9 protein-coding genes and 3 CRISPR repeat arrays are annotated in these 13,525 nt (G+C 70.2%); of the genes, 5 read left to right on the forward strand and 4 right to left on the reverse strand.

Translation table 11 applies throughout. The annotated features are described in order from the left end of the window. A complete protein-coding gene (locus ACIQNU_RS01290; protein ID WP_401362348.1) occupies nt 1–195 on the reverse strand; it encodes a hypothetical protein in 195 nt (64 codons plus the stop codon). A 198-nt stretch (nt 196–393) separates the two neighbouring features. Here ACIQNU_RS01290 and ACIQNU_RS01295 point away from each other — a divergent pair, with 198 nt between their 5' ends. Further along, on the forward strand, nt 394–1,230 hold the full coding sequence (locus tag ACIQNU_RS01295) for a phosphatase (protein ID WP_401359496.1): 837 nt from the start codon (nt 394–396) through the stop codon (nt 1,228–1,230). Here ACIQNU_RS01295 and ACIQNU_RS01300 read toward each other — a convergent pair. Together ACIQNU_RS01300 and ACIQNU_RS01305 are read right to left on the reverse strand one after the other, a co-directional pair. Further along, complete coding sequence (locus ACIQNU_RS01300) at nt 1,214–2,197, reverse strand: cation diffusion facilitator family transporter (RefSeq protein ID WP_401359499.1); 984 nt, start codon at nt 2,195–2,197, stop codon at nt 1,214–1,216. The genes ACIQNU_RS01295 and ACIQNU_RS01300 overlap by 17 nt on opposite strands. Nucleotides 2,198–2,351: 154 nt before the next feature. After that, nucleotides 2,352–3,863 carry a PucR family transcriptional regulator gene (locus ACIQNU_RS01305; RefSeq protein ID WP_401359501.1) on the reverse strand — a complete coding sequence of 504 codons (1,512 nt, stop codon included), beginning with the start codon at nt 3,861–3,863 and terminating at the stop codon, nt 2,352–2,354. A gap of 166 nt (nt 3,864–4,029) precedes the next feature. On the opposite strand from ACIQNU_RS01305, the gene ACIQNU_RS01310 reads away from it, so the two are divergent. From ACIQNU_RS01310 to ACIQNU_RS01325, 4 genes are all read left to right on the forward strand, one after another. After that, the gene (locus ACIQNU_RS01310; protein WP_401359503.1) at nt 4,030–5,517 is read left to right on the forward strand and encodes a sodium:solute symporter; all 1,488 of its coding nucleotides are present in this window, start codon (nt 4,030–4,032) and stop codon (nt 5,515–5,517) included. 71 nt (nt 5,518–5,588) lie between these two features. Next, nucleotides 5,589–6,572 carry an agmatinase gene (speB, locus tag ACIQNU_RS01315; protein ID WP_401359506.1) on the forward strand — a complete coding sequence of 328 codons (984 nt, stop codon included), beginning with the start codon at nt 5,589–5,591 and terminating at the stop codon, nt 6,570–6,572. Further along, a complete protein-coding gene (locus ACIQNU_RS01320; protein ID WP_401359508.1) occupies nt 6,569–8,272 on the forward strand; it encodes a thiamine pyrophosphate-binding protein in 1,704 nt (567 codons plus the stop codon). Before speB ends, ACIQNU_RS01320 begins: the two co-directional genes overlap by 4 nt. Nucleotides 8,273–8,509: 237 nt before the next feature. Continuing rightward, a CRISPR array of direct repeats spans nt 8,510–8,905; the repeat unit is 29 nt; unit sequence GTGCTCCCCGCGCGTGCGGGGATGGTCCC. Between the two features lie 86 nt (nt 8,906–8,991). Then, nucleotides 8,992–11,385, forward strand: coding sequence for an ATP-binding protein (locus ACIQNU_RS01325; RefSeq protein ID WP_401359510.1), 2,394 nt, complete (start codon nt 8,992–8,994; stop codon nt 11,383–11,385). Nucleotides 11,386–11,643: 258 nt separating this feature from the next. Beyond that, nucleotides 11,644–12,101: direct repeats of the CRISPR family, unit length 29 nt; unit sequence GTGCTCCCCGCGCGTGCGGGGATGGTCCC. A gap of 562 nt (nt 12,102–12,663) precedes the next feature. Then, a CRISPR array of direct repeats spans nt 12,664–13,241; the repeat unit is 28 nt; unit sequence GTGCTCCCCGCCCGCGCGGGGATGGTCC. 59 nt (nt 13,242–13,300) lie between these two features. On the opposite strand, the gene ACIQNU_RS01330 is transcribed toward ACIQNU_RS01325, so the two are convergent. Beyond that, nucleotides 13,301–13,510 (reverse strand): DUF397 domain-containing protein, encoded by a 210-nt coding sequence (locus ACIQNU_RS01330; protein WP_401359512.1) that lies wholly within the window; start codon nt 13,508–13,510, stop codon nt 13,301–13,303. Nucleotides 13,511–13,525: the final 15 nt, after the last annotated feature.

Here is a 13,525-nt window from a genome sequence, read left to right on the forward strand (position 1 = left end):
TCACGCCGGGTCGGCGCCGCCGACGCTCCAGCGGCCGATCTCGCGGTACGCCGAGTCGTAGACCGGGGAGCCGTCGCCGGGCTTCAGGTCGTAGTGGTGCAGATTCCCGGCCCAGTACCTCAGGGCGCGCCCCAGCTCGCGGGCGCGCTCCTCGGGGACCATGTCGTTCAGATCTACTTCGAGTAGGAACTTCATGGCTTCCATCGTTTCATTGAAGTACCTTTGGGGACTTTTCCGTACCGAGCACGGGATATGCGCAGGTGGGCGCAGCATGGTGGGTGAAGAAGTCTCCACTCGCGGTGAGGGCGGGCGGTGGGTGGCGGGGGCGTGACGCGCGTCCCAGCGTTCGGGACGGAGCCTCCGTGGCCGGGGGCCGACGGCACAATGGGACCCATGCCGATATCCGGGACACCCAGCCGCGCCGCCCTTGTCGACCATCTCGTCCGTACGCGTATCGCGGGGGATGTGGCCACTCCTCGCGAGAACAACCTCTCCCACTACCGCAAACTCGCGAACGGCGACCGTCACTACTGGCTCGGTCTGGAACTCGGCGACAGATGGAACGACGAGCAGGACGTGCTCGCCGTGATGGCCGAGCGCTGTGGTGTCAACGACGACCCGGAGTACCGCTTCGGGCAGGACACCATCGACCCCGAGCTGACGGTCGACGGGCTGGAGCGGATGGCGGGGCGGCTGCGGAAGGCGGCGGCCGGGCGGGAGCGGGTTCTCTTCGCGACCGGGCACCCGGGCGGTCTCCTCGATGTGCACCGCGCGACGGCGGCGGCGCTGCGGGCGGCGGGCTGCGAGATCGTGGTGATCCCGGACGGTCTGCTCGCCGACGAGGGCGTCGTCTTCCAGTTCGCCGATGTCGCCATGCTGGAGCGCGGCGCCACGCTGTGGCACACGCACTCTCCGGCGCCGATGGCCGCGATCCTCGACGGCCTCGCGCGTGAGGGGCGTCCGCTGCCGGACCTGGTCGTCGCGGACCACGGCTGGGCCGGGTGCGCCGGGCAGCGCGGGATCGACTCCGTCGGGTACGCGGACTGCAACGACCCGGCGCTGTTCCTCGGCGAGGCGGAGGGGACCCTTCAGGTGACGGTTCCGCTGGACGACCATGTCACGAGCCCTCGGTACTACGACCCGATGACGGCGTATCTGCTGGACGCGGCGGGCCTGTTGGGCGACGGCGAGACCATGAGTGTGGAAGGGTCGGTCACGGCCACGGGTTGAGTCCCTCCGCCCTGCGCTGCGCGAAGCCCGGTGTGGGGTCGAGGTAGACGCGGCTGATCGCCGGGAAGCGTTCCCTGAGCCGGCGCTCGGCCTGTTCGCACGCCCACTCGATCTGCGCGGCCGTCGACACGTCCCGGAAGTCGACCTTGGCCGCCACCAGGGCTTCCGTCGGACCCTGGAGCAGCGTGGTCAGCTCCAGTACGGCCTCGATGTGCGGTACGTCGAGGAGTTCGGCGCGGATCTCCTGGCGGATCTGGCGCGGCAGGGGGCGGCCGATGAGCAGTTGGGCGTTGGACCGGCCGAGGACCCACGCCACGCACAGCAGCAGGACGCCGATGCAGAGGGACGCGACGCCGTCCCATACGCCCGAACCGGTGAGCTGTCCGCCGAGCAGGCCGCCCGCCGCGAGCAGCAGCCCGATCAGGGCCGCCGAGTCCTCCAGGACGACCGCCTTCACGGCCGTGTCCGGGGTGTGCCGCAGATAGGTACGGAAGTTCGCGCCGAAGCGGGCCGCCTCGCCGCGGACCTGTCTGGTGCCGGTGCGCAGGGAGTAGCCCTCCAGGACGAACGCGACGGCCAGCACGATGTACGAGACGAGCGGGTCGCCCAGTTTCTCGCCGGTGGCGAGGGTGTGGACGCCGTCGTAGAGGGAGAACACGGCGCCGCCGACGAAGGTGGCGACGGCGGCGAGCATCGCCCAGATGTAGCGCTCCGGGCCGTAGCCGAGGGGGTGTTCCTCGTCGGCGGGTTTCGCGCTGCGCTTCAGGGCGGTGAGCAGGAGCAGTTCGGTGACCGTGTCGGCGACCGAGTGCGCGGCCTCGGAGAGCATCGCGCTGGACCCGCTGATGACCCCGGCGACGGCCTTGGCGACGGCGATCCCGAGATTGGCGACAGCGGCGACGACGACGGTCCCCACGCTTTCCCCTCCGGGGGTCGGCGGGGATGTCGGCTCAGCGGAAATGTCCATGTTCGCGGAGTATGCCGGATATGGGGGCGGGTGGGGTTGTGGATGCCGCCGGACCCTGGGGGTGGTCGTAGATGCCGCCGGACCCTCGCCGTGGTGGCGGATCACCGTTGCGGCGGGAAGAAATATGCGGGGGTATGGGGTGGGGGTGGGGTTCCTACAAGGTTCGGCGGAGGGCGAACCAGAGTTCCATTCTGGTGTCCGGGTCGTCCAGGTTCTGGGTCAGGAGGGTGGCGCAGCGGGCGATGCGCTGTCGGACCGTGTTGCGGTGGATGCCCAGGGCGACGGCCGTGCGGTCCCAACTGCCGTGGAGCGAGAGCCAGGTGTGGAGAGTTGAAAGCAGGGCCGGGTTGTTCGTCAGGGGGGACAGGAGGGCTCTCGCGTGTGCCTCTGCCTCCGCCGGTGGGATCAGGGACGCCAGGCCCTCGTCGGCGGGGTGGTGCCGGGTCAGTGGTTCGCGGGTGGCGAGGGCCCGGACCAGGGCCCGCGCGGCCTGCGCGTCGGCGGTCGCGAGATCCGGCGCCGCCGCGGGCGCGCTCGCGCCGAGGGTCCAGCCGGGCTGGGCGGTGAGGTCGCGGTCGGCGGGTACCAGGACCCGTACCGCGTCGGGCCCCGCGTCCACCAGCGAGGAGCCGAGCGCGGCGCCCAGGGCCGTGGCGGCCACCGCGTCGGCGGGCCCCGCACCCCGGTGCCCGTGCACGACCGTCCACGTGTCCGCGCCGAGCAGCGGCACCACCTGGTGCGGCTCGGCCCCCAGGAGGAGTCGAAGGAGCGCCGCCGAGCGGCCGGCCTGCGCCGCGCCCTGGTGCTCCCCGGTGAGGAGAGAGAGAAGAACCACCGCGACGCCCGTGACCGTGTGGTCCCCGGGCTCCCGGCGCCCGCCCGCCACCCCGAGCGCGAACCCCTGCCCGCCCCCGAGCGCGTACACCGCGACCGGCGCGCCCCCGACGGTGTCCGTCGCCGATGTGGGCGCCCCGGACCCGGCCCGGGTCACCACCCGTACGAGATCGGCGACCGCGCCCCGTACCGCCGTACCCGGCTCCACGCCCGCCGACCGCACCGCCGTGCCGTCCGGGCCGAGCAGGGCCGTCCAGCCGCCGACGCGCTGCGCGAGCTGCCGCAGGACGGCCGGGACCGGGTCGGGCCGGGCGGCGGCCGACGCCAGACCCTGCTGGGCCTCCGTGGTGCGGCGCAGCTCCGCGTGCCGGATCTGCGCCATGATCGCCCACACGGCCCGCGTCACCGCGCTGAACGTGGTGCGCGGCGGCACCTCGACCAGCGGCAGCCCGTACCGCTCGCACGCCGCGACCAGCGCCCTCGGGACCGTGTCGTGCACGGGCGCGACCCCGAAGCCGAGTGCGGCGCCGCCCGCCTCGACGACCCGGGCCACGTAGTCGTCGTAGTAGGGCCCGGTGCCCGCCGCCTCCGAGGCGTGCACCCCGGCCGTCAGCAGCAGCTCACCGCCGAGGAGGTACGGGTACGGGTCGGACATCTCCGAGGTGTGCGCCCACAGGATCGTCACCGTCCCGGCCGGCGGCCCCGCGATCTGGCGCAGCCCGAGATCGTCCCGGGCCAGCAGCGCGGCCAGCGGCACCGGCGGTGTGGGCGGGGGAACCGGGGGTGTGGGCGGCGGGGCGGTGGGGTCTGACACGGTGGACGATCCCTCCATTCCGTTCGGTACGAATGGATGAAACGTACACTTCAGCGTCGCTTTCCGGCCACCTATCGTCGTCCCCGGCGGTGCCACGGGTACGGGCGGATGTCCCCGTGAAGCCCCCGATCGTCCCCGACCTCCCCCACACGACACGCCACCGAGGTGCGCGAAGGAGGGCCCCATGGCCGTCGATTACACAGTGATCGTCATCTATCTGGCCGGCATGCTGGCGATGGGCTGGTGGGGCATGCGCCGCGCCAAGTCCAAGAGCGAGTTCCTGGTCGCAGGCCGTAGGCTCGGCCCTGCCATGTACTCCGGCACCATGGCCGCCATCGTCCTCGGCGGCGCGTCCACCATCGGCGGCGTCGGCCTCGGCTACAAGTACGGCCTCTCCGGCGCCTGGATGGTCTTCACCATCGGCCTCGGCCTGCTCGCCCTGTCCGTGTTCTTCTCGGCCCGCATCGCGCGCCTGAAGGTGTACACGGTCTCCGAGATGCTCGACCTGCGCTACGGCGGCCGGGCCGGTGTGATCTCCGGGCTGGTGATGTGGGCGTACACGCTGATGCTCGCCGTCACCTCGACCATCGCGTACGCCACGATCTTCGACGTCCTCTTCGACATGAACCGCACCCTGGCGATCATCCTCGGCGGCTCCATCGTCGTGGCCTACTCGACGCTCGGCGGCATGTGGTCGATCACGCTGACCGACATGGTGCAGTTCGTCGTCAAGACGATCGGTGTGCTGCTGCTCCTGCTGCCCATCGCCGTCGTCAAGGCGGGCGGCTTCAGCGAGATGAAGGCGAAGCTGCCCACCGAGTACTTCGACCCGCTGGGCATCGGCGGCGAGACGATCTTCACGTATGTCCTGATCTATACGTTCGGCATGCTCATCGGTCAGGACATCTGGCAGCGCGTGTTCACCGCGCGCAGCGACAAGACGGCCCGCTGGGGCGGCACGGTCGCGGGCACCTACTGCCTGGTGTACGCGCTGGCCGGCGCCGTCATCGGTACGGCCGCCAAGGTGCTCTACCCCAACCTCGCCAATGCCGATGACGCCTTCGCGACCATCGTCAAGGACGAACTCCCCGTCGGCGTACGGGGGTTGGTGCTCGCGGCGGCGCTCGCGGCCGTGATGTCCACGTCGTCCGGCGCGCTGATCGCCTGTGCGACCGTCGCCAACAACGACATCTGGTCGCGGCTGCGCGGCCTGGTCGGTGGCGGGCGCGGCGGTGCCGGGACGTCCGACGAGCCGCACGACGAGGTGAAGGGCAACCGCGTCTTCATCCTGATCATGGGCGTGGGCGCCATCGCCATCTCCATCGCCCTCAACAACGTGGTCGAGGCGCTGACCGTCGCGTACAACCTGCTCGTCGGCGGACTCCTCGTACCGATCCTCGGCGGCCTGCTGTGGAAGCGGGGTACCGCGCCCGGCGCGCTCGCGTCGGTCGTCGTCGGCGGCCTCGCCGTCATCGGCCTGATGTGGCACTACGGCATCCTCGCCAACGAGCCCGTCTACTACGGTCTCCTGTCCTCGCTCGCCGTCTATGTCGTCGTCTCGTTGGCGACCCCGCCCACCGACGCGGCGGTACTCGCCGCCTGGCGGGAACGGCTCGCGGGACGAGGCGCCCCGGAAAGCGCGGAACCCGAGGCCGTACCCGCCCCCCGGTGAGGGCGTAACCCCTGGATACAGTCGAAAAGCGCGAAGTAGCGCGAAGAAGCGCAGGAAAGAAGGCACATCAGATGAGCAGCAACGAGACGCCGCGCGGGCCCGTCGATTCCTCGCGCGTACCCCGGTACGCCGGGCCCGCCACGTTCGCCCGGCTGCCCCGCCTCGACGAGGTCGGTACCACCGATGTCGCCGTGGTGGGCGTGCCGTTCGACACCGGCGTCTCGTACCGGCCGGGCGCCCGCTTCGGCGGCAACGCGATCCGCGAGGCGTCCCGGCTGCTGCGCCCCTACAACCCGGCGCAGGACGCGTCCCCGTTCGCGCTGGCGCAGGTCGCGGACGCCGGGGACATCGCGGCGAACCCGTTCAACATCAACGAGGCCGTCGACACGATCGAGGCGGCGGCGGACGATCTGCTCGGCACCGGGGCGCGGCTGATGACACTGGGCGGCGACCACACGATCGCGCTGCCGCTGCTCCGCTCGGTCGCGAAGAAGCACGGCCCGGTGGCGCTGCTCCACTTCGACGCCCATCTCGACACCTGGGACACGTACTTCGGCGCCGAGTACACGCACGGGACGCCGTTCCGGCGCGCGGTCGAGGAGGGCATTCTCGACACGTCGGCGCTGTCGCACGTCGGTACGCGCGGTCCGCTGTACGGCAAGCAGGACCTCAGCGACGACGAGAAGATGGGCTTCGGGATCGTCACGTCGGCGGACGTGTACCGCCGGGGCGCCGACGAGATCGCCGACCAGCTCCGGCAGCGCATCGGCGACCGGCCGCTGTACATCTCGATCGACATCGACTGCCTCGACCCGGCGCACGCCCCCGGCACCGGGACGCCCGAGGCGGGCGGCATGACGTCCCGCGAACTCCTGGAGATTCTGCGGGGTTTGGCGGGCTGCCACCTGGTGTCGGCGGATGTGGTCGAGGTGGCGCCCGCGTACGACCATGCCGAGATCACGGCGGTAGCGGCGTCGCACACGGCGTACGAGCTGACCACGATCATGGCGCGGCAGATCGCGGCGGGGCGGAAGGGCGAGGGGACGGCGAAGTGACGCACGACCACCACGGGCATGGACATGGGCATGGGCCCGAGCTGCTGCCGACGCCCGCGCAGACGGCCGCCGCCCTGAACCCGCCCCCCGGCCGCACGGGCGGCGACCTCGTGGTCGAAACCCTCCAGAGCCTCGGCGCCACCACGGTGTTCGGGCTCCCCGGGCAGCACGCGCTCGGCATGTTCGACGCGCTGCGCCGCTCGGACCTGCGGTACGTGGGTCTGCGCGTGGAGAACAACGCGGGTTTCGCGGCCGACGCGTACGGACGTATCACGGGCGAGGCGGCCCCGCTGCTCCTGTCGACCGGGCCGGGCGCGCTGACCTCGCTCGCCGCGCTCCAGGAGGCGGCGGCGGCCTCGGCGCCCGTGCTGGCGATCTCCAGCCAGATCCCGACGGCCGGGCTCGGCGGCGGACGCCACGGCTATCTCCACGAACTCCGCGACCAGCAGGCGTCGTTCCGCGACGTGGTGAAGTCGGTGCACACGGTGCGTGCCGCGTCGCAGATTCCGTCGGCGGTGGCGGCGGCGTGGCAGTCGGCGCTGACCGCGCCGCACGGGCCGGTGTGGGTGGAGATCCCGCAGGATGTCCTGCTGGCGGAGGTGTCGCTACCGGTGGTGACCTCGCTGGACGCGACGCCGCACGAGGTGTATCCGCGCCCCGAACTGACTGCTCTGGCGGCCGAGTTGCTGAGCACGGCGGCGCGGCCGGCGATCATCGCGGGTGGGGGAGTGGTACGGGCTGACGCGACCGGCAAGCTGCGCGCGCTCGCGGAGAAGCTGAACGCACCTGTGGTGACAACGTTCGGCGGCAAGGGAGCGTTCCCGTGGACGCACCCGCTCTCGCTCCAGTCCTGGTTGGAGGACCGTCATACGACGGACTTCCTGGAGGACGCGGATGTACTGCTGGTGGTCGGCTCGGGCCTGGGCGAACTCTCCTCGAATTACCACACGTTCGCGCCGCGCGGCCGGTTGATCCAGATCGAGGCAGACCTCGGAAAACTGGAGTCCAACCACCCGGCTCTCGGCATTCACGCGGACGCCCGGCTGGGTCTGTCGGCGCTGGTGGAGACGGTACGGGAGCGGCCGGACGAGTCGGCTCCGGTGCGGGTGGGTGAACTGCTGGCGAAGGTGGCGGCGCGGATCGAGAGCCAGGACCTGACGCTGGAACGGGGGCTGTTGTCCACGATCCGAGAGGCGCTGCCCGCCCGTTCCCCGTCCTTCTGGGACATGACGATCCTGGCGTACTGGGCGTGGTCGGCCTTCGACCCCCGGCACCCCAACACGATGCACTCCGCGCAGGGCGCCGGCGGCCTGGGTTACGGCTTCCCGGCCGCACTCGGCGCGGCGGTCGCGGACCCGTCCCGCCCGGTACTCGCGGTCTCCGGCGACGGCGGCGCGATGTACTCCCTGGCGGAACTGGCGACGGCCCGGCAGTACGACCTCGATGTGACGTGGCTGATCGTGGACGACGGCGGTTACGGCATCCTGCGCGAGTACATGACGGACGCTTTCGGCTCCGCGACGGCCACGGAGTTGGCGCGTCCCGATTTCGTCGCCCTGGCGGAGTCGTTCGGCGTCCCGTCGGTGCGGACGTCCCCGGAGACCCTGGGCGAGGACCTGGCCAAGGCGCTGGGGGAGCGGGGCCCGTCGGTGGTGGTGCTGCCGGTGACGGTACGAATGTTCGGCGCGACGCACTTGTAGGAGCGGCCGGGGGACTCTGTTTTGGGAAATGGCCAGATGGGGTGTGGGTGTGGGGGATCTGGCCAGAAGTGCGGAGAGGGGTACCTCGTGGGCCGCAGTCCAAGACCCGTCGTACGAGCCGGAGTTGTAGCCTCAACGGAACGCCACCTCGGCGAAGTCCAGATGTCGCCTATGCCGGAATCTAATCAAGCAAGTAAAAACAGCCTCCTGGCAACACAAACCCCCAGCTCGCGAACTGTGCTCCCCGCGCCTGCGGGGATGGTCCCTGCCGCACCTACTCTTCACGTTGCACGCCGGTGTGCTCCCCGCGCGTGCGGGGATGGTCCCGAGAGCGCGCTGTGATCTGCGCCCGCTGTCAGGTGCTCCCCGCGCGTGCGGGGATGGTCCTCGGGCAGCCGGACCCCCAGTCCCGGCCTCATCGTGCTCCCCGCGCGTGCGGGGATGGTCCCCCAGTCCTGGATGTCGTCCTCGGTCACGTTGCAGTGCTCCCCGCGCGTGCGGGGATGGTCCCGTCGCGAGGTGCATCTCAGCCTGCGGTCCGGAGTGCTCCCCGCGCGTGCCGGGATGGTCCCAGGACTGCCACGGTGGGGCGTTGCCAGTAGCGGTGCTCCCCGCGCACGCGTGGGAGGGGGCGTCTTGGGGCGTGGTTCCTTGTTGGGGTTGGGTTGGGTACTGTCAACGGTTGGTTACTCAGCGTTGACAGTGGGGAGCGGGCGGGGATGGGTAGTGGCGCGGGGGACGGGTCGGGGCAGGGGACGGCGTCGTCGTTTTCGGGTGGGGCGGCGCATGCCGTGGTGCAGGGGCGGGACTTCAGCGGAGGCGTGCATTTTCACACCGGACAGGCGCCGGTGCCCGTGCCGCAGCAACTCCCGGGGAATGTACGGGGGTTCGTGAATCGGACCGTGGATCTTGAGCATCTTGACGCGGCGCTGGGCGAGGACGTTGCGGGGCGGGTGCCGGTCCTGGTGATCGCCGGGACAGCGGGCGTCGGCAAGACCTCGCTCGCCGTGCACTGGGCCCACCGCGCGAAGGAGCACTTCCCGGACGGGCAGTTGTACGTGAATCTGCGCGGCTACGATCCCGGCGCACCGCTCACCGCCGCCCTGGCCCTGGAACGTTTCCTGGTAGCCCTGGGCGTGCCGGCCGCCGCGATCCCCACGGACGTGGAAGCCCGCGCGGCCCTGTACCGCACCCTCCTCGCCGACCGGAACATGCTCGTCGTACTCGACAATGCGGCGAGTGTCGGGCAGGTGCGGCCGTTGCTGCCTGGTACCGGGCGGTGTCTGACGTTGATCACCAGCCGTAGCCGTCTGTCCGGCCTTGTCGCGCGGGATGGGGCGCGGCGGGTGACGCTGGAGGTGTTCGAGGAGTCGGCGGCCGTCCGCCTGCTGCACGAGACGACCGGGGGCTACCGGACCGACGACGACCAGGAGGTAGCGGAACTGGCCCGTCTGTGCGCCCGATTGCCGTTGGCGTTACGCGTGGCCGCAGAACGCGCCGCTGCCCGCCCCCGCGTACCGCTGGGCATGCTGATCGAAGACCTCCGTGACGAGTCGTCCTTGTGGGACGCCCTGTCTTCCGACGACGATGACGAAGCCGACGCGGTACGTACGGTGTTCGCCTGGTCGTATCGGGCTCTGCCCGCCGACGCCGCCCGCCTGTTCCGGCTCCTGGGCCTGCACCCGGGCCCGGACTTCTCCACGCACGCCGCCGCCGTGATCGCCGCGATTCCCGTGGGCCAGGCCCGGCGCCAACTGGATGTCCTGGTCGGCGTCCACCTGCTGGAACAGATCGGCCCCGACCGCTACCAGTTCCACGACCTCCTCCGCGCCTACGCCATCGACCAGGCCCAGCGTCTGGACCCACCGGACGAGCGACGTACGACGTTGCGGCGGGTCTTGAGCTGGTATCTGCACACCGCCGACGCGGTCGTCGCAGCCGAACGTCGACATGGATATTCACGTATCGTCCTCGGCTCTCCAGCGGATGGTGTGCGACCGCAGGAATTCGCCACCTTCCTTGAGGCGATGGACTGGTTCAGGGCCGAGCAGAACAATTTGCTCGCTGCCCAAAGGGCCATGGTCACTGCGGGTTTGGACCGGATGGCCTGGCAACTTCCGGCCGTTCTGCGCTCCGTCTACGCGAGCTACAACTTCTTCGAGGACTGGCTCACCACCGGCAGCCTGGGGCTTGAGGCCGCCCGCCGCTGTGAAGACCAGGAAGGGCAGGCGGTGCTCCTCGAAGTCCTGGGCATGTTCTGCCGCCAGTCCCACCGGCCGACCGAGGCCGCCGACCACTACCAGGCCGCTTTGCAGATCCGTCGGCAGGCCAGTGACCGTCGGAGTGAGGCGTGGGTATTGAATCTGCTGGGCACCGTGTTTCTCGACGGCCATCAGGTCAATGAGGCGTACGCGCATTTCAACCAGAGCGCGGATCTGTGCCGCGACATCGGACCTGGTGAACTGATTGCTCCGACAGCGAACCTTTGCGTAGTGAGCCGTCAGCTTGGCCAGTTGAGTGAGGCTATTGAGCTGGGCCGTTGGGCGCGGTCGGCGTACCAGGACGTAGGTGATCGGAACGGCGAAGCGAACGTTCTCGGCAGCCTGTGTGATGTGCACCTTGAACTGGGGCAGTTGGATCCGGCCGCCTCGCTGGTCGAAGAGTCGCTGGCCATCGCTCTTGAACTCGACAATCGGCTGATGGAAGGGGTGGCTCTGAACCGCCTCGGCAGAGTTCAGCTCGCTCGCGGTGAGGTCGATGAAGCTCTGGTCTCCTACCACCGTTCAGCAACCATCCACCGTCGTATCGGTGACCGTGGTCGCGAGGCCGAGGCGCTGGACGGCACCGGGGTCGCGTATCAGGTACTGCGGCGGGGAGAGGAAGCCGTGGCCTTTCACCGCCAGGCCGCAGCCACCCACCGCGACCTGGGGGACCGCTGGAGAACGGCGGTGGCCCTGGACCATCTCGCGACTGCACTGCGCGAAACCGGCGCTGACGAGCAGGCGCGCGCGTCGTGGCGGGAAGCTCTGCCGCTGCTGGCCGAGTTCGATGACCCCGAGACGGTCACGCTGAGAAGGTCCATCGAGACGGCGCTGACCGAGTCACCGAGCTGACCGTGGGTTCCAGTGGTTGTCGCAACAACCCAGTTCAGGACCGGGTCGGTTGGGGTCTTGAGCCTCGGTGGTGAGTCTGGCGAAGACCGCGACCGTACTGGGCCGCTGTCGCCGCAGGCCGCAACCGATGCCGCAGCAGCCGGAGTTGTAGCCTCGCTGGAGCGCTTCACCGAAGAGGACCAGATGCCCCCTATGCCGGATTCCACGAAAGTAAGTAAAAGCAGCCCCCCACCAAGACAAACCCCCAGCTCACGCCCTGTGCTCCCCGCGCGTGCGGGGATGGTCCCTGCACGAAGGGTGGACAAGACGCCGTCTACGGGTGCTCCCCGCGCGTGCGGGGATGGTCCCACCCTCCCTCCTCCCGCACCACCCGCAGACTCGTGCTCCCCGCGCGTGCGGGGATGGTCCCGTCGGGCTGGTCTTGAAGGTCACCGACAGCCGGTGCTCCCCGCGCGTGCGGGGATGGTCCCCTCGCGCCCTACGAGGACTCGCACCTCTACAGGTGCTCCCCGCGCGTGCGGGGATGGTCCCGCCAGCCGGCAACAGTCCAGATGCGGCTCACGGTGCTCCTCGCGCGTGCGGGGATGGTCCCGAGGCCGGCCAGGCCGACAACCACCCCGGGGAGGTGCTCCCCGCGCGTGCGGGGGATGGTCTCGACCAGCTCCAGCGAGCCGTCATCGACGCAGTGTGCTCCCCGCTAATGCGGGGTTGGGTTTGACTGTGAGGTGCTGGGCTGGCCGGCCCGGTGATTTCGCGTACACGAGGCGGTCTTGCTGCGGAGGTTGAGGCTGGGGGTGGGGGACTCTCTCTCGGGGAGTGGCCAGATGGTTGTGGGTGTGGGGTATCTGGCCAGAACCGTAGGAAGGGTTGCGGGGGCGGTGGGCGAGATTCGCGGCTGGTACGTCTGGCCCTTCGTGTCCTGACGTGCTCTGCGGTGATGCGGGCTTGGTGGCACTTGGGGTTGAACGCTCTCGTCTTGACTTCCGGCGCGAACGCCTCGATCGGGCTTTCAGGTCCGGGCCGATTGGGTTCTTTGAGTCACGGATGGGGGCGGCACGGTGCGGTGGCGAGGTTGGCGGTGACCTCGACGCGCTTGGCCCTCTCTTGCCGTTGTAGGCCACGGCGTACGTCCGCGCGCGAGTAACCCGTGCCGCAGTAGCCGGAGTTGTAGCCTCGATGCAGCGCTTCACCGAAGAGGACCAGATGCCCCCTATGTCGGATTCCGTGAAAGTAAGTAAAAACAGGCCCCCGCCGAGACAAACTCCCAGCTCACGGCCTGTGCTCCCCGCCCGCGCGGGGATGGTCCCAGCAAGGTGATCGCAAAGGTCAAGTCCAGCGCGTGCTCCCCGCCCGCGCGGGGATGGTCCCGCGGAGATGGTCAGCTTGTGCAGGACCCAGTGCGTGCTCCCCGCCCGCGCGGGGATGGTCCCGGCGTGTGGCACACGCTGGCTTCGTCCACATCGTGCTCCCCGCCCGCGCGGGGATGGTCCCGGCGCGTTGTGAATCTGAAACCGCGAACCATAGTGCTCCCCGCCCGCGCGGGGATGGTCCCGGCTTCGTCGTCATCACGCCGACTGGGAGGCGGTGCTCCCCGCCCGCGCGGGGATGGTCCTCAGGGCCAGGCCCTCGCCGAACTGCCGAAAAGGTGCTCCCCGCCCGCGCGGGGATGGTCCCGATGTCGTACTACGCGACCAAGGACGTCACCCGTGCTCCCCGCGCGTGCGGGGATGGTCCCGGCGCGTTCCCGATCACCGCGTCGAATGTCCCGTGCTCCCCGCCTGCGCGGGGACGGTCCGTCGTTGGCGAGGTCACGCACCATTGCAGGCCCGTGCTCCCCGCCCGCGCATAGGGAGGGAGGTGGTGTCGTGGCGGACTTATGCCCGGCCCGGTCCTTTCGGGGGGCGGGGGCTTGGCGTCAGGTGGGGGTGAACTCTCCTGCCTTGGCGGCCGAGATGAAGGTGGTGAATGCCTCGGTGGGGACGTTCAGGACCGGGCCGCGCGGGTTCTTTGAGTCGCGGACCGGGATCACGCCGTGGGAGGTGGCGAGGTTGGCGGCCACCTCAACGCAGGACCCGCCGTTGCCGCTGTAGGAGGACTTGAGCCAGCGGGGGGTTTCGTTCGTCACGGGGTTGCCCCTTTG

Origin of the sequence: Streptomyces sp. NPDC091292 (assembly GCF_044757265.1) — a bacterium.
Lineage (GTDB): Bacteria > Actinomycetota > Actinomycetes > Streptomycetales > Streptomycetaceae > Streptomyces.

Bases quoted from the DNA above. Each gene is read 5' to 3' on its own strand.
- ACIQNU_RS01310 (WP_401359503.1), top strand. From the start codon at position 4,030: ATGGCCGTCGATTACACAGTGATCGTCATCTATCTGGCCGGCATGCTG.
- ACIQNU_RS01325 (WP_401359510.1), top strand. From the start codon at position 8,992: ATGGGTAGTGGCGCGGGGGACGGGTCGGGGCAGGGGACGGCGTCGTCG.
- ACIQNU_RS01305 (WP_401359501.1), bottom strand. From the start codon at position 3,863: ATGGAGGGATCGTCCACCGTGTCAGACCCCACCGCCCCGCCGCCCACA.
- ACIQNU_RS01295 (WP_401359496.1), top strand. From the start codon at position 394: ATGCCGATATCCGGGACACCCAGCCGCGCCGCCCTTGTCGACCATCTC.
- ACIQNU_RS01290 (WP_401362348.1), bottom strand. From the start codon at position 195: ATGAAGTTCCTACTCGAAGTAGATCTGAACGACATGGTCCCCGAGGAG.
- speB (WP_401359506.1), top strand. From the start codon at position 5,589: ATGAGCAGCAACGAGACGCCGCGCGGGCCCGTCGATTCCTCGCGCGTA.
- ACIQNU_RS01300 (WP_401359499.1), bottom strand. From the start codon at position 2,197: ATGGACATTTCCGCTGAGCCGACATCCCCGCCGACCCCCGGAGGGGAA.